Below are 20,323 nucleotides of genomic sequence, written 5' to 3'. Positions count from 1 at the left end.
GGCGTCGTGTGGTGCGAACCTCAGGCTACTGGTCTGACCAGTGTACTTGCTCAGTGTAGCGGCCGAGGGCCCGTCACAGGAGGCTGAATGAGAGCCCGGCTCCACCTCGCGGCGCTGGCGGTGCTGCTCGCGGCGTCGGCCTGCTCGGCCGGCTCCAGCGCGAGCGTGTCGAGCGGTCCCGACACGCTGTCGGTGGGCTTCACGGCCGAGCCCGCGAACTTCGACTTCACCCACGCCGACGGCGCCGCGATCCCGCAGGCCTTGCTGTACAACGTCTACGAAGGCCTGGTGAAGCTCGACGCGCAGGGCCGGATCGTGCCGTTGCTCGCCAAGTCGTGGACCGTGAGCCCCGACCGCAAGACCTACGACTTCCAGCTGCAGCCCGGCGTGAAGTTCAGCAACGGCGCGCCCTTCACCGCGTCGGACGTGAAGTTCTCGCTGCTGCGCGTGAAAACCGACTGGACGATCTCGATCAAGTCGGCCATGGACGTGGTCGACCACGTGGACGTCGTCTCGCCCGACCACGCGCGGGTGGTGCTGTCGAAACCCAGCAACGGCTGGCTGTTCAGCCTCACCAGCCGCCTCGGCGCGATGTTCAGCCCGACCGGCGTGGCCGACCTGGCGAACAAACCGGTGGGCACCGGGCCGTACGAGGTCGCGTCGCGCCGGCGCGGGGATTCCATCGTGCTGAAGGAGAACCCGGCGTACTGGGGCCGAAAACCCGCATACTCCACGGTGGTGCTCAAGTACATCGCCGACCCGACCGCGCTCAACAACGCCCTGCTCAGCAACGGCATAGACGTGATCTCCTCGCTCACCTCGGCCGACTCGATCCCGCAGTTCCAGGGCGACGACCGCTTCACTGTGCTGCAGGGCACCACCAACAGCGAGGTCACGCTCGCGTTCAACAACAAGCGCGCGCCGCTCAACGACCCGCGCGTACGCCAGGCCCTGACCTACGCGATCGACCGGAAAGCCGTGCTGGACCTCGTGTTCAACGGCCGCGGCACCCTGATCGGCAGCATGGTCCCGCCCACGGACCCGTGGTACGAGGACCTGTCCGGCGTCTACCCGTACGACCCGGCGAAGGCGAAGCAACTGCTCGCGCAAGCCGGCGTGAAGAACCTCAACCTGCGGCTGCGGATCCCGAACTTGCCCTACGCCGTGTCGGCCGCGCAGGTGGTGCAGTCGCAGCTGGCCGACGTCGGCGTGCGGACCACGATCGAGCCGCTCGACTTCCCCGCGGTGTGGCTCAAGCAGGTGTTCACCGACCACGACTACGACCTGTCGATCATCCAGCACGTGGAGGCCCGCGACATCACGACGTTCGGGAAACCCACGTACTACTGGGGTTACGACAGCCAGCGGGTGCAGCAGTTGCTGGCCGAGGCCGACGGCGGCACGCCGCAGCAGCAGGTCGCCGACATGAAGCAGGTCGCGCGCCGGCTCAACACCGATGCCGCGGCCGACTGGTTGTTTCTGTACCCCAACGTGATCGTGGCGAAGAACAAGGTCACAGGGTTCGCGAAGAACCAGGTCAGCGAGTCGTTCGACCTCACGGGATTGAGGCCGGCATGACCGTGAAGGTGCTTCGGCGAGTCGCGATCCTCGTGGTCAGTCTTTTTGTCGCGTCGATCGTGGTGTTCCTGTTCATGGCCGTGCTGCCGGGCGACCCGGCGCAGGTCGCGCTCGGCGTCAACGCGACGCCGGAGCTGCTGGCGAAGACGCGCGCGGAGTTCGGCATCGACCGCTCGCTGGTCACGCAGTACTTCAGCTGGATCGGCGGCGTGCTGCACGGCGACTTCGGCCGCTCGTACGTCACGCGCGAAGCCATCGGGCCGCAGCTGCTCGACCGGCTCGGCGTGACGTTGTGGCTGGTCGGCGCCGGCATGGTGGTGGCGCTCGTGATCGCGGTGCCGGTGGGGATGTTCGCGGCCGTGCGGCACCGCAAGCCCAGTGGCGCCACGGTTTCCGGGCTGTCGCAGATCGGCGTGGCGATCCCCGCGTTCCTCGCCGGGATCATCCTGGTGCAGATCTTCGCGGTGCAGCTGCGCTGGCTGCCCAGCGGCGGGTGGACGCCGCCGGACCAGGACGCGGGCCAGTTCGTGCGCGGGCTGATCCTGCCGGCGTTGTCGCTGGGATTGGTGCAGGGCGCGGTGCTCACGCGCTACGTCCGCTCGGCCGTGCTCGACACGCTCGGACAAGATTATTTGCGCACGGCGCGGTCGAAGGGCCTGTTGCCGGCGCAGGCGTTGCGGCGCCACGGGTTGCGCAACGCGTCCGTCCCCGTGGTCACCGTGCTCGGCCTGCAGCTCGCGACGCTGCTGATCGGCGCGGTCGTGGTGGAGCGCGTGTTCGTGCTGCCGGGTCTGGGCAGCATGCTGCTCGACGCCGTGTCTTCGCGCGATTTGCTGACGGTGCAGGGGATCGTGCTGGTTCTCGTGGCGGGGGTGCTGCTGGTGAACTTCGTCGTGGACGTGCTCTACACGGTGCTCGACCCGAGATTGCGGGGTTCGTGATGACCACGCTCACCCCGGTGCGAAACCGCAGCCTCGTGCTCGGCGCGGTGCTGGTGGCGCTCGTCGTGCTGGCCGCGCTGGTGTCGTTCGTGTGGACGCCGTATGACCCGGTGCAGGTCAACGCGCCGGACAAGCTGCTGGGCTTTTCCGCCCAGCACCTGTTCGGCACCGACAAGTTCGGCCGCGACGTGTTCAGCCAGATCATGGTCGGCGCGCGCACCACGTTGTACGTCGGTGTGGTCGCCGTCGGCATCGCCGCGGTGATCGGCACACCGCTGGGTGTGCTGGCGGGGCTGGCGCCGCGGTGGCTGGGCGAGTTCGTGATGCGCGTGAACGACCTGGTGCTGGCGTTTCCCGCGCTGCTGCTGGCGATCATGTTCGGCGCGGTGTTCGGCGCCGACACACTCACGGCGATGGTCGCCATCGGCATCGCGACCATCCCGTCGTTCGCGCGAATCGCGCGGTCGGGGACCTTGCAGGTGGGCAGCAGCGAGTTCGTGCTCGCGGCGCGCGCGGCCGGACGCTCGCGCGGGAACATCGCCGTGCGCCACGTGCTGCCGAACATCTCGGGCCTGCTGATCGTGCAGTCCTCGGTGTCGTTCGCGATCGCCGTGCTGGCCGAGGCGGCGCTGTCGTTCCTCGGCTTCGGCACGCGGCCGCCGACACCGTCGTGGGGCCGGATGCTGCAGGAGTCGCAGGAGCTGCTGACCATTCATCCACGGCTCGCGCTGGTGCCGGGCGTTGCGATCGCGGTGGCGGTGCTCGGCTTCAACCTGCTGGGCGACGGCTTGCGCGACCGGCTCGACCCGCGATTGGCGGCGCGCGCATGACTCTCACAGTGGAAGGCCTGCGGGTCGCCGACCTGGTGCGCGACGTGTCGTTCTCCATCGGCGCGGGTGAACGCGTCGGGCTGATCGGCGAGTCGGGGTCGGGGAAGTCGCTCACGGCATTGTCGATCATGGGGCTGCTGCCGGACGAGCTGAGCGCGACGGGTTCGGTGCGGTTGACCGATCGCGAGCTGCTGGGCGCGTCCGAACGCGAGCTGTCGCGGTTGCGCGGCAACGGGTTGTCGATGGTGTTCCAGGAGCCGATGACGGCGCTGAACCCGGCGATGCGCGTGGGCCGGCAGGTGACCGAGCCGTTTCGCGTGCACGGGCGGCGCGGGCGTCCGGCGGAGGAGCTGCTGGCGGCGGTCGGGCTGCCGGGCACCGCGCGGGCGTATCCGCATCAGCTTTCGGGCGGGCAGCGGCAGCGGGTGGTGCTGGCGATGGCGCTGGCCAACGAGCCGTCGCTGCTGATCTGCGACGAGCCGACGACGGCGCTCGACGTGACGGTGCAGGCGCAGATCCTGTCGTTGATCAAGGGTTCCTTGTCAGCGGAAGCCGCGTTGCTGTTCATCACGCACGATCTGGCGGTGGTGGCGTCGGTGTGCGAGCGGGTGCTGGTGATGCTGGACGGGGAGATCGTGGAGCGCGGGTCGACGAAGGACGTGTTGACCACGCCGCAGCACGAGTACACGAAGGCGCTGTTGGCGGCTTCTGACCTGGAGGCTTCCCGATGATCGAGGTCCGAGATCTGACGCGCGTCTACCAGCGCCGGGATGTTCAGGCGTTGCGTGGCGTGAGCTTCGACGTCGAGGCTGGTCAGCGGTTCGGCATCGTCGGCGAGTCGGGGTCCGGGAAGTCGACTTTGGTCCGGCTGCTCGCCGCGCTGGACCGGCCGACGTCGGGCACGGTTTCCTTCGACGGCCGGCGGATCGACAACCTGCCGGAGCGGAAGCTGGGGTTCCTGCGCTCGTCGATGCAGATCGTCTTCCAGGACCCGATGGGTTCGCTCGACCCGCGGATGCGCGTGCGCGACATCATTTCCGAGCCGTTGGGCCGCCGTTCGCCGGAGCGGGTGGCCTCGTTGCTGGAAGCCGTCGGCCTGCCCGCCGACGCCGCTTCGCGCTACCCGCACCAGTTCTCCGGCGGCCAGCGCCAGCGCATCTCCATCGCCCGCGCGCTGGCGCCGAACCCGAGCGTGCTGCTGGCCGACGAGCCGGTGAGCGCCCTCGACGTCTCCGTGCGCGCCCAGATCCTCGACCTGCTGGCGCGCCTGGTGGCGGAGTTCTCGTTGACGCTCGTTTTCGTCTCCCACGACCTCGGCGTGGTGCGGCACGTGTGCGACCGCGTCGCCGTGATGCGGCGCGGGGAGATCGTGGAGATCGGCGCCGTCGAGGAGGTCTACGAAACGCCTCAGCACGAGTACACCCGGGAACTGCTGGCGGCCGCGCCCAACCTGCGCGCCGAGCTGGCCCGGCTGATTGGAGGGCCGAGTGGAGGGAGCGCGAAAGATGCCTGACTACCCCGAGGGATTGCCGATCGGTTCCGGCTGGGTGTCTACTTCGGACACTTCGGACGTGATTTTCCCCTACGACGGCAGTGTGATCGGTTCGGCCCCGGTCGGCACTCCCGTCCTGGCGACACGTGCGATCGACGAGGCCGTGGCTGTCGCGCGCGAGGTCGCGGCCCTTCCTTCGCGGACGCGGCGGCAGTTGCTGAACGACGTGGCCGCCGCGTTGCGCTCACAGAGCGCCGAGTTCGAAGCGTTGCTGGTCTGGGAAACCGGAAAACCGCTGGTCGACTGCCGGGTGGAGGTCGCGCGCACGATCGTCACGTGGGAAGCCGCGGCCGAGGAGGTTTCGCGCCTGCACGGCGAAACCGTGCCCCTGGACCTGTTGCCTTCGGGCGACGGCCTCGTCGGCTTCTGGAAACGCAAACCGATCGGCGTTGTCGTCGGGATCGCCGGGTTCAACTACCCGGTGCTGCTGGCGTCGCACAAAATCGCGCCGGCCATCGCGGCCGGCTGTCCCGTGGTGGTGAAGCCTGCGCCGCAGACGCCCTTGGCCACGCTGTGGCTGGTTCACCTCGTCCGTTCCTCGGCGCCCATTCCGGCCATGGTGCAACTGGTCACCGGCGACGCCTCGGTCGGTTCCGCGCTGGTCACCGACCGCCGTATCGGCGCGGTGTCGTTCACCGGCTCGGCCGCCGTCGGCCACCAGATCGCCCGCGACGCCGCCCCGACCAAGACCTTGCTGGAGCTGGGCTCGAACGCGGCTCTGGTTGTCGCTGAAGACGCCGACCTCGAAGCCGCCGCAGACGCCGTGTTGCGTGGCGGGTTCTACGCCTCCGGCCAAGCGTGCATCTCGGTGCAGCGGGTTCTGGTCGTTTCTTCGGTGGCCGCGGAATTCACCGCTCGCGTGCTGGCTCGCCTTGCTGAAGTCGTCGTCGGCGATCCGCGCTCGGAGACCACCCGCGTGTCCAAACTGATCGATTCCCGCTCCACCGACCGCGTCGTCGAGTGGGTCGACAAAGCGACCGCCGCCGGCGCGCGCGTGCTGGCCGGCGGCTCTCTGCGTGACGGCGCCCTGGAACCGACGGTGTTGGCCGACGTCCCCGACGGCGTCGAATGCTGGGACGAGGAAATCTTCGGCCCCGTCGTCTGCCTCCGCACGGTGTCCGATGTGGACGCTGCCTTCGCGGCCGTCAACGCCTCTCGCTACGGGCTCCACGCCAGCGTCTACAGCCGGTCCCTGAACACCGCCTTCCGCGCTCTCGACGAGCTCGACGTCGGCGGCGTCGTCGTGAACGAAGTCCCCGGCTTCCGCTCCGACACCATGCCCTACGGCGGCGTCAAGGACTCCGGCATCGGCCGCGAGGGCCCCCGCTTCGCTGTGGAAGAACTGACCGTGACGAGGATGGCGGTGCTGCGCCCGTGACCTACGAAAACCTCTTCCGCCTCGACGGCCGCCGCGCCGTCGTCCTGGGTGGTGGCAGCGGCATCGGCCGCGAAGCCGCGCGGGCGCTGGCCGCGCACGGTGCCCACGTGATCTGCGCCGACCGCGACATCGCCGCCGCGCGCGAGACGGGTGTGGCCGAGGCGTACGAGATCGACCTCCTCCAACCCGGCGCCGTCGAGAAGGCGGCCGCGGACCTGGGTGAGCTCGACGTCGTCGTCCTGACCGCCGGCGTCAACGTCCGCAAGCGCCTCCTCGACTACACCCGCGACGAGTTCAACCGCGTCGTCGAGCTGAACCTCGGCGTAGCGTTCGAGGTGGTGCGCGCGTTCGGCGGGCCGATGGTCACGCGTGGGCGCGGCAGCATCATCGGGTTCTCCTCGATCCGCGGCACGACCGTCGAGCCGGGTCAAGGGCCGTACGCCGCGACAAAAGCCGGCCTGGTGCAGCTCTTCCGCACCGCTGCCGCGGAGTTCGGGCCTTCGGGCGTCCGCGTGAACGCCATCGCGCCGGGCGTCGTCGAAACCCCGCTCACCGCGCAGATCAAGCAGAATCCCGGCTGGTACGACGCCTACGCCACCAAGGGCGCCCTCGGCCGCTGGGCGCGCGCCGACGAGCTGGCCGGCGCCGTGGTGTACCTCGCTTCGGACGCTTCGACGTTCGTCACGGGCTCCGTGCTCGCCGTCGACGGGGGCTGGACCGCCGTCGACGGACGTTTCGAACCACCCGCTTCGTGAATCGGAGGTAACGATGGAGCTGGCCGATCTGACCGCGGTGGACCTGGTCGCGGGCTACCGGGCGGGCACGGTCTCGCCCGTCGAGGCGACCGAGGCCGTCCTCGCCCGCATCGAGGCGCGCGAGCCGCAGCTGCACGCCCTGTACGCGCACGACGCGGCTTCAGCGCGCTCTGCCGCGAAGCAGTCCGAAGCCCGTTGGCACGCCGGCGAGCCGCTGGGCCCGATCGACGGCGTTCCCTTGACGCTGAAGGAAAACATCGCCACCCGCGGCACGCCCGTCCCGCTCGGCACCGCCGCCACCGCCCTCACCCCGGCCGCCGCCGACGCCCCCGCCGCCGCGCGCGTCCGCGAGTCCGGCGCCGTGCTGCTGGCCAAAACGACCATGCCCGACTACGGCATGCTCACCTCCGGCCTCTCCAGCTTCCACACCGCCACCCGCAACCCGTGGGACCTCTCGCGCACCCCCGGCGGCTCCAGCGCCGGCGCCGCCGCGGCCGCCGCGTCGGGCTACGGCCCCCTCCACGTCGGCACCGACATCGGCGGCTCCATCCGCCTGCCCGCCGGCTGGTGCGGCCTTGTCGGCCTGAAACCGAGCTTCGGCCGCGTGCCGGTGGACCCGCCGTTCCTCGGCCGCGCCGCGGGCCCGCTGACCAGGACCGTCGCCGACACCGCGCTGCTGATGAGCGTCCTGTCCGCCCCCGACACCCGCGACCACCTCAGCCTCCCGCCCGAGGCGGTGGACTGGTCCGCGGTGGAGCCTGCCCTCGACGGCCTCCGCGTCGGCCTCCACCTCGACCCCGGCGTCGGCCTGCCCGTCGACCCGGAGATCACCGCCGCGGTCACCGCCGCCGCCCGCGCGTTCGAGTCGGCGGGCGCGATCGTGGAGCCGCTTCAGCCGTTCCTGACCCGGGAATTGCTCGACGGCTTGGACGTGTTCTGGCGCGTCCGCGCGTGGTCGGACCTGCTCGCCATCCCGGAGGACCGCCGCGCCCGCGTCCTGCCCTACATCTCGGAATGGGCCGCCGGAGCGGCGACCACGTCCGGAGTGGACACCTACCGCGGCTTCGCCTGCATCGACCGCATCAGCGTCGCCGCCTTGCGGGCCACCGCGCCGTACGACGTCGTCCTGTCCCCGGTGTGCGCCGTCCCGGCCCCGCCGTTCGACCACGCGTCCCCGACCAACGACCCGGCCCGGCCGTTCGAGCACATCCCGTTCACCGTGCCCTACAACATGTCCGGCCAGCCCGCGGTCGCCCTCAACTGCGGCTACACGACGGACGGCATCCCGATCGGCCTGCAGATCGCGGGCCCGCGCTTCGCGGACGCAGCGGTACTTCGCGCCGCGACGGCGTACGAACGGTTGCGCCCGGAGCAGCGGGCCTGGCCGTTCTGAGGTCGCCGAGGCCGTCGGCGTCTGAGACTCAGGCGCCGACCGCCTCCGCCAACGCCAGCACCCGCTGCGCTTCCTCCACGTGCAGGTTCTCGATCATCCGCCCGTCCACCGTCACCACGCCCCGGCCGGCCGCGCGGGCCTCGTCGAAGGCCGCGATCACGCGGCGCGCGTGGTCGACCTCCGCGGGGGAGGGGGCGAAGATCCGGTTGCACGGCTCCAGCTGCGACGGGTGAATCAGGGTCTTGCCGTCGAAGCCGAAGGCGCAGCCCTGGCGGCATTCGGCCTCGAAACCGGCGGTGTCCTTCACATCGTTGTAGACGCCGTCGAGGATGACCTTGCCCGTGGCGCGGGCGGCGAGGACGGCGGTCGACAACGCGGTCAGCAGCGGCGCGCGACCCGGGACGAAGGCGGCGTGCAGTTCCTTCGCCAGGTCGTTCGTGCCCATCACGAGCACGGTGAGCCGCGACGATGCGGCGGCGATCTCCGCAGCGTTCAAGATCGCGACGGGCGTCTCCAGCATCGCCCAGATCTTCGTCTTCTCGGGTGCGCCCCCGAGCTCCAGGGCGCGCTCGATGTTGTGCACCTCGCTCGCCGAGTTCACCTTCGGCACGACCACGGCGGCGGGGCCGGCGGACGCGGCGGCGCGCAGGTCGGCGTCGTGCCATTCGGTGTCGAGGCCGTTGACGCGGATGGCCACCTCGCGCGTCCCGTAGTTCCCCAGCGCGGCGCACACCCGCTCGCGCGCGGCTTCCTTGGCGTCCGGCGCGACGGCGTCCTCGAGGTCGAGGACGAGCGCGTCGGCCGGCAGGTTCTTGGCCTTCTCGAGCGCGCGTTCGTTGGCGCCCGGCATGTAGAGCACCGATCGGCGGGGCCGGATCTGCGTCATGCTCGCTCCTCACGCGACAGAACTCGACGGGACTCGACGGGATTCGACGGTCGACAAACCCTAATCCGGGCCCGGGTGACACCGCTGCGGCGAAGGTCACCGCCAACCGGGTGACCCCCTCCCCAGCTGCGACGTCCACAGTGGAACACAGCTTGGTTGCGCCGAACGGCGTAACCCGCTGGACTCTTTGCCGCGGCTGAGTTCCGGTCCACGGGTAGCCGTTCGTAGGCGGTCCGTAACGCCACTCATCTCCGGCTCACTCGCTTGGCGGCACCGTCGGGCCGAAGTCCGCCGACCGCCTACCGACCGGTCACCGACCGCTGAGCGCCGCCGATCGCAGCCACTCGCGCAACGTGAAGACCCCGTGCCGCCGCACTGGTACTCAAGTCATGTGCCCGTTTCACAAGGCACACAGGGGTACAGGTTGTTGAAGGAGGCGGACTCGTGGCGGCTACACCTCAGAACACCGAGCGCTCGACGGTCGCCGGCGGCGCGAAGCGCAGCCGGTCGATGCCGAGCCGGGTGGTGCCGCCGATCGAGCTCCCCGCGAGCGTCGACGAACTGGCGCGCAAGGCCGCGGCCCTGCTGGGCTGGAACGGCGTTGTGCTGCCCGAGGCGACCCTGCTCGGCCGCAAGGTCAGCATCGTCGCCCGGCTTCGCACCGACGTGCACGCGGAGCGGATCGCGATGGGTGTCGGTCCCGTCGCCGATCGCGCCACCGTCGACACCTGGACCTGGCCAGAGCTGGCCGCGACCGCACCCGCGCCGGCCGCCGAGATCATCGGCGTCCTCGCGGTCGCACGGCACTGGCGGACCGCGATGGCCTCCGCGGTTCCGTTCGCACGTTACGGCGAGGCCGCGATGGTTCTCCCATCGCCTGCCGTACTGACGGAAGACTACGTGGCGAACTGCCTGCCGCGCGCTCGTGCGTATGGGCTCGCCATCGCCACCGCCGACCCCCACGCCCAGGTCGACCTCGACCTCGAGGGCCGCACCGAGCGCATCCTCCTCGCCGAGGACCCTGTGTCGCGCTGGGTCAACGAGATGGCCTACGACCTGCTGCTGCGCACCGCCGAAGTCCCCGCCGACGTCGACTGACCGCCCGGCGCGTCCGTCCCGATCCGGCTACCCTCGCGGACATGCGAGTCGTCATTGCCGGTGGACACGGTCAGATCGCCCTTCGTCTCGAGAAGCTGCTGTCCGAGCGGGGTGATCAGCCCGTCGGGATCGTGCGCAACCCCGATCACGAAGGCGACCTGCTCGCGGCCGGCGCCGAGACCGTGGTGCTCGACCTGGAGCAGTCCGATGTGGACGCGGTCGCCGAGGTACTCCGTGGGGCCGACGCGGCGGTGTTCGCCGCGGGCGCCGGACCGGGCAGTGGCGCGGCGCGCAAGGACACTGTCGACCGTGGGGCCGCGGCGCTGTTCGCCGAGGCGGCCCAGAGCGCGGGCGTCCGGCGATTCATCCAGATCGGCTCCATGGGCGCCGACACTCCCGACGCGCCGGGCCTCGAGCCCGTTTTCCGCGCCTACCTGCACGCGAAGGCGGCGGCGGAGGAAGATCTGAAGGCCCGCGACCTCGACTGGACGATCCTGCGCCCCGGCGAGCTGACCAACGACTCCGGCAGCGGCAACGTCAAGATCGCCCCCAAGACCGGCCGCGCCGCCGTGCCGCGGGAGGACGTCGCCGCCGTGGTCGTCGCCCTGCTCGACGCGCCGGCCACCGCGCGTCGCACCCTTGAGCTGATCTCCGGTGAGGACTCGATCGCGGACGCGATCTCGGCGCTCTGACCTGCACCTCTAGGATTGGATCCGTACCCACCGGACCACAGAGATGGGGAATCCTTCCTTGCGGGACATCGCGGTTTTCAGTGGTAGCGCTCATCCCGAACTGGCGGCGGAGATCTGCACCCACCTCGGGGTTCCGCTGCTCCCGGTGCAGTTCGAACGCTTCGCCAACGACTGCCTCCAGGTGCAGCTGCAGGCCAACTGCCGCGAACGCGACGTCTACATCATCCAGCCGCTGGTGAAGCCGGTGCAGGAGCACCTGGTGGAGCTGCTGCTGATGCTCGACGCGGCGCGCGGCGCGTCGGCGGCCCGCATCTCCGTGGTGATGCCGCACTACGCGTACGCGCGCTCGGACAAGAAGGACGCGCCGCGCATCTCCATCGGCGGCCGGCTCGTGGCCGACCTCATGGTCACCGCCGGCGCCGACCGCGTGCTCGCCATGACGCTGCACTCGCCGCAGGTCCACGGCTTCTTCTCGGTGCCCGTCGACCACCTGCACGCGCTGCACGAGCTGGCGCGGCACTTCCGGCAGTACGACCTGTCCAACGCCACCGTCGTCTCGCCCGATCTCGGCAACGCGAAGGAGGCCGCGCACTTCGCGCGGCTGCTCGGCGCGCGCGTCGCGTCGGGCACGAAGCAGCGCTACGCCGACGACCGCGTGGAGATCACGTCGGTGATCGGCGACATCGCCGGCCGCGACGTGATCGTGCTCGACGACGAGATCGCGCGCGGCAGCACCGTGCTGGAGCTGCTCGACCGCCTGCGGGAGCTGAAGCCGCGCACGATCCGCGTCGCCTGTACCCACGGGTTGTTCGCGGACAAGGCGATCGACCGGATCGGCAGCCAGGAGGACGTGCTGGAGATCGTCTGCACCAACACCGTGCCCGTCGCGGTGGAGGAGCGCAGCGAGAAGCTGAAGATCCTGTCGATCGCGCCGGCGATGGCCGAGGCGATGCGGCGGATCCACAACGGCGAGTCGGTCAGCTCGCTGTTCGAGCCGATCTAGGCCGGCCCGAGCACCCGGTCCAGGTACGTGTTGGTGAACGTGCCGGCCGGGTCACACTCCTTGCGCACGCGCAGAAAATCGTCGAAGTGCGGGTAGCGCGTGCGCAGGGTGTGGGCGTCGAGGTCGTGCATCTTGCCCCAGTGCGGGCGGCCGCCGACCTGGGCGACGATCGCCTCGAAGCCCGCGAAGTATTCGCGGTAGGGCATGCCGACGAACTGGTGGATGGCGATGTAGGCCGAGTCGCGGCCGTTCGCCGTGGACAGCCAGATGTCGTCGGCCGCGGCCACGCGCACCTCGACGGGGAACATCACCGGGTTCTCGAGCCGCGGCACGAGCGCGCGCAGCTCGGCGAGCACGTCGAGCAGTGATTCACGTGGAACCGCGTATTCGGACTCGACGAACCGCACGCCGCGGTGCGTCACGAACACGCGGTGCGAGAGGTCGCTGTACTCGCGCGCCGACAACACTTGCGCGGCGAACCCGCCGAGCGGCTGCACGAGCTTCGGCACGGCGCGGCCGAGCCGGCAGATGCCGCCGAACGCGACGTTCTCCGTGAGCTCGTAGTCCACGAACTGGCGCACCTTCGACAGCGGCCTGCGCTCGGTGCCGAGCGGCTGCCGGTTGTTGCGCTTGACCAGGGCGTTTTTGCCGTAGGGGAACCAGTAGAACTCGAAGTGGTCGCACGCGGCGGCGAACTCGTCGAAGCCTTCGAGCACCTGCTCCAGCGGCTCGGGCCGTTCCTGCGCGGTTAACACGAACGAGGGTTCACACTGCAGGGTGACGGTGGTGATCACGCCGAGGGCCCCGAGCCCGACGCGGGCGGCGTTGAACAGGTCCGGGCGCTCGTCGGCGGAGCAGGTGACGACGGAGCCGTCGGCGAGCACGAGCTGCAGCCCGACGATCTGCGCCGAGATGCCGCCGAAGCGCGCGCCGGTGCCGTGGGTGCCGGTGGAAATCGCGCCGGCGATGGTCTGTGCGTCGATGTCGCCGAGGTTCGTCATGGCCAGGCCGAGGCCGTCGAGCTCGGCGTTGAGCTGCTTGATCGTGGTTCCGGCGCGCACGGTCACGCGGTGCGTTTCGAGGTCGGCCGTCTCGATGCCGGTCCAGCGCGTGAGGTCGAGCGCGTCGCTCTCGGCGACGGCGATGGCCGTGAAGGAGTGGCCGCTGCCCCACGGCCGCACGCGGCGGCCGGAGCCGGCGATGCCGCTCACGACATCGGCGACCTCCGCCGTGCTGCGGGGCCGGTGCACCCGTTGCGGGGAGGCCTTGGCGGTGCCGGCCCAGTTGCTCCACGGAGTCATCGCGCACCTTGTCGTCGCTGAGCTGAGTGTCGTTGAAGGTAGTTGGTGGAACAGTAAGTGAATGAGATTCGCGTTTCAAGCGTTGTTGTCGTACCGTAAGTCCGTGACCACCTCTCCGAACGGCTACGACCTCGCGACGAAGGACCTCGATCCGCCCTTCGCGATCGTCGACCTCGATGCGTTCGACGCGAACGCCGACGATCTCCTGCGTCGTGCCGCCGGCAAGCCGATCCGGGTGGTCAGCAAATCGGTCCGGTGCCGCTACCTGCTGGAACGCGTCCTCGCGCGCGACGGCTTCGAGGGCCTGATGTGCTACTCGCTCGCCGAGGCCGGGTGGCACGTGGAGCAGGGCACGACGCGCGACATCGTCGTGGCCTACCCCACGGCCGACCACGAGGCGCTGCGCCGCCTCGCCGCGTCGGACGAAGCGCGCGCGGCCATCACGATCATGGTCGACTCAACGGAGCACCTCGACCTCGTCGACGCCGCCCTCGGCCACGGCCACCCGGACATCCGCGTGTGCCTGGAGCTCGACGCGTCGTGGCGCCCGCTGCCCGGCGTCCACGTCGGCACGCGGCGTTCGCCGGTGTTCACCGTGAAACAAGCCGTGTCCTTCGCCCGCGAAATCGCCGCGCGGCCAGGCTTCGTGCTCAAAGGACTGATGGCGTACGAAGGCCAGATCGCCGGCCTCGGCGACGCGGCCGGCAGTGGCGTGTCCAACTCCGTGATCGGCTGGATGCAGCGCCGCTCGGCTGCCGAAATCTCGCGCCGCCGCGGTGCCGTCGTCCGCGCCGTGCGCGACATCGCCGACCTCGAGTTCGTCAACGGCGGCGGCACCGGCAGCATCGAAACGACCGGCGCGGAACCCGCGGTCACCGAAATCGCCGCCGGCTCAGGCCTCGTCGCGCCGACGTTGTTCGACGGCTACTCCCGCTTCCACCCACGCCCCGCCGCGCTCTTCGCGCTGCCCGTCGTCCGCCGCCCGGCCCGCGACGTCGCCACCCTGTTCGCCGGCGGCTACATCGCCTCGGGCCCCGCGGGCGCCTCGCGCGTCCCCTCGCCCCACCTCCCGGCCGGCCTGAAACTCCTCGGCTTCGAAGGCGCCGGCGAGGTCCAAACCCCGGTCACGGGCCCCGCCGCCCGCACCCTGCGCCTCGGCGACCGCGTCTGGCTCCGCCACGCCAAGGCCGGCGAACTCGCCGAACGCTTCGACGCCTACCACCTCCTGCGCGGCGACCAACTGGACCGCACCGTCCCGACTTACCGCGGGGAACACAAGAACTTCGGCTGACGTCAGTCGCGGGGGGACCGGGAGGCCGCAACGGCCGAGTTGTCCACAGCGGACACGAGTTGTGGACAATTCCTGTGGACAAACAGAAAATCCTTGCACCTCCCACTGGAGGAGCAGGCACGCTTGTCTCCGTGGAAGACGACGAACTTCTCTCGATCGGCGAGCTCGCCCGGCGAGCCAAGTTGTCGGTCAAGGCGGTCCGCTACTACTCCGACCTCGGGCTGGTTCCCCCGGCCGGCCGGGATTCGGCCGGGCGGCGGCGGTACCGCGCGGATGCGGCAAAAAGGCTCGGCTTGGTCCGGACCTTGCGGGCGCTCGGCGTCGGGCTGAAGACCATTCGAGCCGTCGTCGGACGAGAAGCCGAGCTGAGCGACGTCGCGGCCGGAGAGGCTGAGGCGATCCAAGCGACGATCAAGGTGCTCCAAGTGCGGCGCGCGGTTCTGTTGGCCGTCGCACGCAGTGGGGTCGGTTGGGAGGAAGTCGAGATGGTGCATGAGCTGGCCGCGATGTCGGCACGGGAGCGGCGGAAGCTGATCGGTGAGTTCCTCGACGAAGTCTTCGGCGGGCTCGGCGCGCAGGTGGCGGGCCCCAAACGCAGCCTCACCCCGGAGCTCCCCGACGATCCGACCCCCGACCAGGTCGACGCCTGGGTCGAGCTCGCCGAGCTCACCCAAGATCCGGACTTCCGCGCCACACTCCACAACCTGGCCGCCGCCCAGCCCCGCACTCGAACCCCGGCCAAAGACGTCATCGCCGAAGTCGCCGGAATCAACCATGAAGCAGACCCCAAAGGACCAGAAGGCGCTCAAGCCGTCCACCGCATCAACCCGACCCGGCAAGACCTGGTCCGCATCAACCAAGCCCAAGACGCCCGCCGGGACCACTACCTCCGGCTACTGGCCACGATCAACGGCTGGCCGCGCCAACCCCGCTCACCCCGGCCCTCGAGTGGTTCGAGAAAGCCGCCCGCCATCACTCGCCGAACTTGCTCGCCAAGTAGCCCTTCACCACGTGCTTGGCCTCCGCCACGATCCGCTCGTCGCCCTGCGGGTCGCGGCGGAACGCCAGCTTCAGCAGCGCATCGGCCGTCTCGTTGGCGATGGCGATGGCGAACCGGAGCTCGTCCGCCGGTCGGTTGACCTGCACGCGCAGGATGTCCACCAGCGAGTCGACGATCACGGAGTTGTTGTCGCGCTCCTCGTCGAGGAGCTGGACGTCGATGACGTCACCGAAGTGGACCTTGGAGAAGCCCGGGATCTCGCGGTGCATCTTCAGATAGATGTCGAGCACGGAGTCGACGATGTTCCACCAGTGCTCGGGGTTGAGCTCCTTCAGCCGCTCGTTCACGGCGGCCACGAAGCGCTCCAGGTTGCGCTGCGTCAGCGCCTGGACGACGGCCCGCTTGTCGGGGAAGAACTGGTACAGCGAGCCCACCGCGACGTTCGCGCGTTTGGCGATCAGCGTGGTCGTCAGCGCGTCGTAGCCGAGCTCGTCGATGAGCTGCGCGCTGGCGTCGAGCATCTGCTCCACGCGCTTGGCGCTGCGCTGCTGCACGGGCTTGCGCCGCAGCGGAGTGGTCTCCGCCTGGGTCTCCGACACTCTCGTTCCTCGGTCCTTCTCGCTTCCCTGTTCCGCCGGTGCCGACGGAACCACTCGTCTGATCTGGGACTTTAGCGCCCTTGTGGGCTTCCCCCTGGACGAGTGACGACCTAGCATGTGAGAACTTTTCACGTTCACCCGACCGGGTGGCCGGATGAGAAAGGTGTGTTCCGCCGGTGAACTATCCGACCTTCCCGCCCGAATTCCTGTGGGGTGTCTCGACCTCGGCGTTCCAGATCGAAGGCGCCACGGCCGAAGCCGGCCGCGGACCGTCCATCTGGGACACCTTCACCGCGACCGACGGCAAGATCGCCCGCGGTGAGGACGCCAAGGTAGCGGCGGACCACTACCACCGCTACTCCGAAGACATCGCCCTGATGGCGGAACTCGGTGTGGGCGCCTACCGGATGTCCACCGCCTGGCCGCGCATCCAGCCGACCGGCACCGGCAAACCCAACTCCGACGGCCTCGCCTTCTACGACAAGCTCATCGACGACGTCTGCGCCGCCGGCATCGCACCCGCCGTCACGCTGTACCACTGGGACACGCCCCAGGCGCTCGAAGACGACGGCGGCTGGCTCAACCGCGACACCGCGCACCACTTCGCCGAGTACGCCGCCATCCTCGGCGAGCGCTTCGCCGACCGGGTGAAGCTGTGGATCCCGCTCAACGAGCCCATGGTCATGTCGATCTACGGCTACGGCATCGGCGAGTACGCGCCCGGCCGGTTCCTCCTGCTCGACGCGCTCCCGACGGCCCACCACCAGAACCTCGCCCACGGCCTCGCCACTCAGGCGCTGCGGGCCGCCGGTGCCGAGAGCATCGGCACGGCCAACAACCACTCGCCCATCTGGCCCGCCGACGAAGACGACAAAACCGAAGCCGCCAAAACCTGGCTCGACGCTCTCCTCAACCGCACCTTCGCCGACCCGGTCCTGCTGGGCACCTACCCCGAGCAGATCCACCCTCACCTGCCCGAGGGTTTCGCCGACGACCTGTCCACCATCCACCAGCCGCTCGACTTCTACGGCGTCAACTACTACGAGCCCCAGGGCGTCGCGGCACCCGGCGAGGGGAACCCTCTTCCGTTCGAGCTGCGCCCGGTCGAGGGTTACCCGATGACCACCAACGACTCGCCGATCGTGCCTCAGGGACTGCGCGAGCTGCTGGTGTCGTTCCAGGACCGCTACCGCGAGCACCTTCCGCCCGTCTACATCACCGAAAACGGCTGCAGCTTCGCCGACGCACCCGCCGCAGACGGCCAAGTCCACGACCCCGAACGCATCGACTTCCTCGACGGCCACCTCCGGGCCCTGCGCGAAGCTATGAACGCCGGCGTCGACGTGCGCGGCTACTTCGTCTGGTCCCTGCTCGACAACTTCGAATGGTCCAAGGGCTACGCACCCCGCTTCGGGCTCGTGCACGTGGACTACGAGACTCAGCGCCGCACACCGAAGGACTCCTTCGCCTGGTACCGAAAGCTGGTCCGCCATGAGTGACACGACCATCAACCGGGTTCCGGCAGCACTGGCTGAACCAGTCGCGCGCGTGCGACCGGGCTGGATGAGCCTGCTGTTCTTCGCGAACATCGCGATGTGGCTCGGGATCTACGCGCCGATCCAGGTTCTGCTCCCGCAGCAGGCCGAGCTGCTCGACGCCGCGAACAAGGAAACCGTGTTCGGTGTGGTCACGGGCGTCGGCGCGGCGGTGGCGCTCGTCGCGAACCCGCTGGTCGGCCTGCTGTCCGACCGCACGGTCTCGCGTTTCGGCCGCCGCCACCCGTGGACCGTCCTGGGCGCGGTCCTCGGCGCGGCCGGGCTCCTGGTGCTGGCCGAGGCGCCCAACGTCGTCGTGATGACCATCGGCTGGTGCCTCGTGCAGGCCGGGCTCAACGGCATGCTCGGCGCCACGCTCATGTGCGGCATCGCCGACCGCGTCCCGGTCGGGCAGCGCGCGCAGGTCGGCGGGCTCGTCGGCATCGCGCAGATGCTCGGCACGGTCCTCGGCGCCGTGGTGGTCGTGGTGATGCTCGACGTGGCGGGCCTGCCGCTGGGGTACGCGGTGTGCGCGGTGATCGTGCTCGGCGGGGCCGGCGCGTTCGTGTTCCGCACCCCCGACGCGCGCCTGCCGCTGGAGTTCCGGCCCAGCACCCGACTCCGGCGGTTCTTCAAGGACCTCTGGGTGTCGCCGCGCAGGCACCCGGACTTCGCGTGGGCCTGGGGCTGTCACTTCATGATCAACCTCGGCAACGCGTTCGGCACGCTCTTCCTGCTGTTCTTCCTCAAGGACGCCGTGCACTACCCCTCGCCGGAAGACGGGCTGCTCATCATGATGGGCCTCTACGGCGTGGCGTTGGTGATCGGCGCCGTGCTGGCCGGGCACTTCTCCGACAAGTCGGGCCGCCGCAAGCCGTACGTCCTGGCGTCCTCGGCCGTGATGGCAGTCGCGGCCCTGCTGCTGGTGGTGTGGCAGACGTGGCCGGCGGCTTTGATCGCGTCGCCACTGCTGGGCATCGGGTTCGGCGTGTACATGGCCGTGGCGCTGGCGATGCTCACGCAGGTGCTGCCGGTCGCGCAGAACCGGGCGAAGGACCTCGGCGTGGTGAACATCGCCGGCTCGCTGCCCCAGGTCGTGGCGCCGCTGCTGACGACGCTGATCCTCAAGTTCCTCGGCGGCTACCCGGCGCTGTTCGGGGCTGCGGCACTGGCGACGGTCCTCGCGGGTGTGCTCGTCACGCGAGTGAAGGCCGTCCGGTAATCAACAGAGCGGCAATTAACAGAGCAGTAATCAACAGAGTGGTAATCGGGCAAACCCGATAACTCCGGGAAGTGGAACCGCGGGCCGGTGCCGGTCGGGGGAGGGGAGTGCAACGGCACCGGCCCGCGGAGTTTGTGGTCGTAGCCAGGGAGTTGGCCCGGCTGCGATGATCTTCAACCTAGCGGCGGATTTCGCCGTCCGCTAGAGCCTGCAGTGACAATTTTCGATTAATCGCGGTGGGGACTGGGGAACCGGGGCTGGTTCGCTCCGCTCGGGGGGACGGACGAACCAGCCCGCGGCCACGGCGAGAGTGCCGGTGCCGGTCCGACCGGGGCAGTCGGGTCCGGCGCTCGCTCGCCTGCTCGGGATCAGGCCGTGACGGCCCGGGGGTTCACCAGCGCGTGGCGGCCGGTGGTTTCGGCGGGCGTCGCGCGCCGAGCCTGGTTCGGGACGCGGCGCCGGCTCGCGCGGCTCTCGTCCTGCGTGCGGGCCTGCGGAGCGAGGCCGCCGGCGACGAGGTGCTCGTGCGCCACCTGCCACACCGAGCACGGCGCCTTGCAGCGGTGCCACCGGGTGGAGCACGTGGGGCAGTCACCGCGCTCGTCCGGCTCGTGGGCCTGCAGCATCGCCCGCCAGCCTTCGGTCAGGCGCGGCAGTTCGGAGCGGGCCACCGAGACGAGCGACTGGGCGTCGGCGCGGGTCGCCAGGTCGGACAGCATGTCGAGGCGTTCCCAGACCGCGTTGCGGAGGACCTGCCCGAGTACCTGATCCATGGAGAGCTCACCGTTACCTTTCCGCCATTTTGGCGGCTTCGTTGAGAGCGGCCCTGAGCTGGCCGAGCTGACCGGATGTCAGGCGAGCGGTCTCGCCGGGAGGCGAAACGACGACGACCTGGTCGTTTTCCACGAACACCGTTACCGCGCGCTCGCGGCTGATGAGGTCACCGCACTGCACCCGCCACACCAGCTGTCCGCCTTCGTAGTGACGGACACCCGCGGTGCGGGGGTCGGCCGCGGCGGAGGGGGTGACCGGCCGGGTCGCGGTCGCGACTCCCGGCACGCCCGGGGCAGGGCGCAAGGGCCGCATCGCGGTCCCGGCATGTCCTCCTGCGAGCGAGTCAACGAACTCCACTGGCCCTCCACCGCTCTCTCGTCCCGTGTGCACCTTGCGAGATGCACATCCGCGTCGTCGCCGGTCTCCCGGTCTTCGTCGCTCTCCGTGATCGCTACCGGTGTCCGGGCGGTGACGGAGATCTGACAACTACAGTGA

The 20,323-nt window shown here is 69.9% G+C and carries 19 protein-coding genes and 1 pseudogene; 15 read left to right on the top strand and 5 right to left on the bottom strand.

Annotation, left to right across the window (positions count from 1 at the left end; genetic code table 11):
* The first annotated feature begins 87 nt into the window (after nucleotides 1–87).
* Genes QRX50_RS07725 through QRX50_RS07690 form a run of 8 tightly spaced genes read left to right on the top strand, consistent with a single transcriptional unit; the run spans nucleotide 88 to nucleotide 8,427 of the window.
* A complete protein-coding gene (locus QRX50_RS07725; protein WP_285971272.1) occupies nucleotides 88–1,578 on the top strand; it encodes an ABC transporter substrate-binding protein in 1,491 nt (496 codons plus the stop codon).
* Complete coding sequence (locus QRX50_RS07720) at nucleotides 1,575–2,519, top strand: ABC transporter permease (RefSeq protein WP_285971271.1); 945 nt, start codon at nucleotides 1,575–1,577, stop codon at nucleotides 2,517–2,519. The genes QRX50_RS07725 and QRX50_RS07720 overlap by 4 nt, the downstream gene beginning before the upstream one ends.
* The gene (locus QRX50_RS07715; protein WP_285971270.1) at nucleotides 2,519–3,349 is read left to right on the top strand and encodes an ABC transporter permease; all 831 of its coding nucleotides are present in this window, start codon (nucleotides 2,519–2,521) and stop codon (nucleotides 3,347–3,349) included. Before QRX50_RS07720 ends, QRX50_RS07715 begins: the two co-directional genes overlap by 1 nt.
* On the top strand, nucleotides 3,346–4,080 hold the full coding sequence (locus tag QRX50_RS07710; protein WP_285971269.1) for an ATP-binding cassette domain-containing protein: 735 nt from the start codon (nucleotides 3,346–3,348) through the stop codon (nucleotides 4,078–4,080). Before QRX50_RS07715 ends, QRX50_RS07710 begins: the two co-directional genes overlap by 4 nt.
* Entirely contained in the window at nucleotides 4,077–4,862 is a 786-nt protein-coding gene (locus QRX50_RS07705) for an ABC transporter ATP-binding protein (RefSeq protein ID WP_285971268.1), read from the top strand. Before QRX50_RS07710 ends, QRX50_RS07705 begins: the two co-directional genes overlap by 4 nt.
* The gene (locus QRX50_RS07700) at nucleotides 4,855–6,279 is read left to right on the top strand and encodes an aldehyde dehydrogenase family protein (protein ID WP_285971267.1); all 1,425 of its coding nucleotides are present in this window, start codon (nucleotides 4,855–4,857) and stop codon (nucleotides 6,277–6,279) included. The genes QRX50_RS07705 and QRX50_RS07700 overlap by 8 nt, the downstream gene beginning before the upstream one ends.
* Nucleotides 6,276–7,034, top strand: coding sequence for an SDR family NAD(P)-dependent oxidoreductase (locus QRX50_RS07695; RefSeq protein ID WP_285971266.1), 759 nt, complete (start codon nucleotides 6,276–6,278; stop codon nucleotides 7,032–7,034). Before QRX50_RS07700 ends, QRX50_RS07695 begins: the two co-directional genes overlap by 4 nt.
* Nucleotides 7,035–7,047: 13 nt before the next feature.
* A complete protein-coding gene (locus QRX50_RS07690) occupies nucleotides 7,048–8,427 on the top strand; it encodes an amidase (RefSeq protein ID WP_285971265.1) in 1,380 nt (459 codons plus the stop codon).
* 28 nt (nucleotides 8,428–8,455) lie between these two features.
* Here the strand turns inward: QRX50_RS07690 and QRX50_RS07685 are convergent, their stop codons facing one another.
* Complete coding sequence (locus tag QRX50_RS07685) at nucleotides 8,456–9,313, bottom strand: HpcH/HpaI aldolase/citrate lyase family protein (protein ID WP_285971264.1); 858 nt, start codon at nucleotides 9,311–9,313, stop codon at nucleotides 8,456–8,458.
* Between the two features lie 444 nt (nucleotides 9,314–9,757).
* On the opposite strand from QRX50_RS07685, the gene QRX50_RS07680 reads away from it, so the two are divergent.
* Genes QRX50_RS07680 through QRX50_RS07670 form a run of 3 tightly spaced genes read left to right on the top strand, consistent with a single transcriptional unit; the run spans nucleotide 9,758 to nucleotide 12,106 of the window.
* Entirely contained in the window at nucleotides 9,758–10,411 is a 654-nt protein-coding gene (locus tag QRX50_RS07680; protein WP_285971263.1) for a hypothetical protein, read from the top strand.
* Nucleotides 10,412–10,452: 41 nt separating this feature from the next.
* Complete coding sequence (locus tag QRX50_RS07675; protein ID WP_285971262.1) at nucleotides 10,453–11,103, top strand: NAD(P)H-binding protein; 651 nt, start codon at nucleotides 10,453–10,455, stop codon at nucleotides 11,101–11,103.
* A gap of 43 nt (nucleotides 11,104–11,146) precedes the next feature.
* Nucleotides 11,147–12,106, top strand: coding sequence for a ribose-phosphate diphosphokinase (locus tag QRX50_RS07670; RefSeq protein ID WP_285971261.1), 960 nt, complete (start codon nucleotides 11,147–11,149; stop codon nucleotides 12,104–12,106).
* Here the strand turns inward: QRX50_RS07670 and QRX50_RS07665 are convergent.
* A complete protein-coding gene (locus QRX50_RS07665; RefSeq protein ID WP_285971260.1) occupies nucleotides 12,103–13,407 on the bottom strand; it encodes a D-arabinono-1,4-lactone oxidase in 1,305 nt (434 codons plus the stop codon). The genes QRX50_RS07670 and QRX50_RS07665 overlap by 4 nt on opposite strands.
* Before the next feature lie 61 nt (nucleotides 13,408–13,468).
* Between QRX50_RS07665 and QRX50_RS07660 the strand changes: the two genes are divergently transcribed.
* The gene (locus tag QRX50_RS07660; RefSeq protein WP_434533247.1) at nucleotides 13,469–14,698 is read left to right on the top strand and encodes an amino acid deaminase/aldolase; all 1,230 of its coding nucleotides are present in this window, start codon (nucleotides 13,469–13,471) and stop codon (nucleotides 14,696–14,698) included.
* A 74-nt stretch (nucleotides 14,699–14,772) separates the two neighbouring features.
* Nucleotides 14,773–14,985, top strand: a pseudogene (locus tag QRX50_RS07655) (MerR family DNA-binding transcriptional regulator); the annotation flags it as partial.
* Between the two features lie 685 nt (nucleotides 14,986–15,670).
* Here the strand turns inward: QRX50_RS07655 and QRX50_RS07650 are convergent.
* Nucleotides 15,671–16,297 (bottom strand): TetR/AcrR family transcriptional regulator, encoded by a 627-nt coding sequence (locus QRX50_RS07650; protein ID WP_285971258.1) that lies wholly within the window; start codon nucleotides 16,295–16,297, stop codon nucleotides 15,671–15,673.
* Between the two features lie 176 nt (nucleotides 16,298–16,473).
* Between QRX50_RS07650 and QRX50_RS07645 the strand changes: the two genes are divergently transcribed.
* Nucleotides 16,474–17,796, top strand: coding sequence for a GH1 family beta-glucosidase (locus QRX50_RS07645; RefSeq protein WP_285971257.1), 1,323 nt, complete (start codon nucleotides 16,474–16,476; stop codon nucleotides 17,794–17,796).
* The gene (locus QRX50_RS07640; RefSeq protein ID WP_285971256.1) at nucleotides 17,789–19,054 is read left to right on the top strand and encodes an MFS transporter; all 1,266 of its coding nucleotides are present in this window, start codon (nucleotides 17,789–17,791) and stop codon (nucleotides 19,052–19,054) included. The genes QRX50_RS07645 and QRX50_RS07640 overlap by 8 nt, the downstream gene beginning before the upstream one ends.
* A gap of 368 nt (nucleotides 19,055–19,422) precedes the next feature.
* Here QRX50_RS07640 and QRX50_RS07635 read toward each other — a convergent pair whose 3' ends face one another.
* Both QRX50_RS07635 and QRX50_RS07630 read right to left on the bottom strand, forming a co-directional pair.
* Nucleotides 19,423–19,827: a hypothetical protein gene (locus QRX50_RS07635; protein ID WP_285971255.1), complete on the bottom strand. Its 405-nt coding sequence runs from the start codon at nucleotides 19,825–19,827 to the stop codon at nucleotides 19,423–19,425.
* A gap of 13 nt (nucleotides 19,828–19,840) precedes the next feature.
* Nucleotides 19,841–20,185 (bottom strand): hypothetical protein, encoded by a 345-nt coding sequence (locus QRX50_RS07630; RefSeq protein WP_285971254.1) that lies wholly within the window; start codon nucleotides 20,183–20,185, stop codon nucleotides 19,841–19,843.
* Nucleotides 20,186–20,323 lie beyond the last annotated feature (138 nt).

The organism is Amycolatopsis sp. 2-15 (assembly GCF_030285625.1).
In the GTDB taxonomy this organism is placed as follows: Bacteria; Actinomycetota; Actinomycetes; order Mycobacteriales; family Pseudonocardiaceae; genus Amycolatopsis; species Amycolatopsis carbonis.
This window is presented reverse-complemented; position numbering and strand designations above follow the sequence as displayed.

Bases quoted from the DNA above. Each gene is read 5' to 3' on its own strand.
- QRX50_RS07725 (WP_285971272.1), top strand. From the start codon at position 88: ATGAGAGCCCGGCTCCACCTCGCGGCGCTGGCGGTGCTGCTCGCGGCG.
- QRX50_RS07720 (WP_285971271.1), top strand. From the start codon at position 1,575: ATGACCGTGAAGGTGCTTCGGCGAGTCGCGATCCTCGTGGTCAGTCTT.
- QRX50_RS07715 (WP_285971270.1), top strand. From the start codon at position 2,519: ATGACCACGCTCACCCCGGTGCGAAACCGCAGCCTCGTGCTCGGCGCG.
- QRX50_RS07710 (WP_285971269.1), top strand. From the start codon at position 3,346: ATGACTCTCACAGTGGAAGGCCTGCGGGTCGCCGACCTGGTGCGCGAC.
- QRX50_RS07705 (WP_285971268.1), top strand. From the start codon at position 4,077: ATGATCGAGGTCCGAGATCTGACGCGCGTCTACCAGCGCCGGGATGTT.
- QRX50_RS07700 (WP_285971267.1), top strand. From the start codon at position 4,855: ATGCCTGACTACCCCGAGGGATTGCCGATCGGTTCCGGCTGGGTGTCT.
- QRX50_RS07690 (WP_285971265.1), top strand. From the start codon at position 7,048: ATGGAGCTGGCCGATCTGACCGCGGTGGACCTGGTCGCGGGCTACCGG.
- QRX50_RS07685 (WP_285971264.1), bottom strand. From the start codon at position 9,313: ATGACGCAGATCCGGCCCCGCCGATCGGTGCTCTACATGCCGGGCGCC.
- QRX50_RS07675 (WP_285971262.1), top strand. From the start codon at position 10,453: ATGCGAGTCGTCATTGCCGGTGGACACGGTCAGATCGCCCTTCGTCTC.
- QRX50_RS07670 (WP_285971261.1), top strand. From the start codon at position 11,147: ATGGGGAATCCTTCCTTGCGGGACATCGCGGTTTTCAGTGGTAGCGCT.
- QRX50_RS07665 (WP_285971260.1), bottom strand. From the start codon at position 13,407: ATGACTCCGTGGAGCAACTGGGCCGGCACCGCCAAGGCCTCCCCGCAA.
- QRX50_RS07660 (WP_434533247.1), top strand. From the start codon at position 13,469: ATGAGATTCGCGTTTCAAGCGTTGTTGTCGTACCGTAAGTCCGTGACC.
- QRX50_RS07640 (WP_285971256.1), top strand. From the start codon at position 17,789: ATGAGTGACACGACCATCAACCGGGTTCCGGCAGCACTGGCTGAACCA.
- QRX50_RS07635 (WP_285971255.1), bottom strand. From the start codon at position 19,827: ATGGATCAGGTACTCGGGCAGGTCCTCCGCAACGCGGTCTGGGAACGC.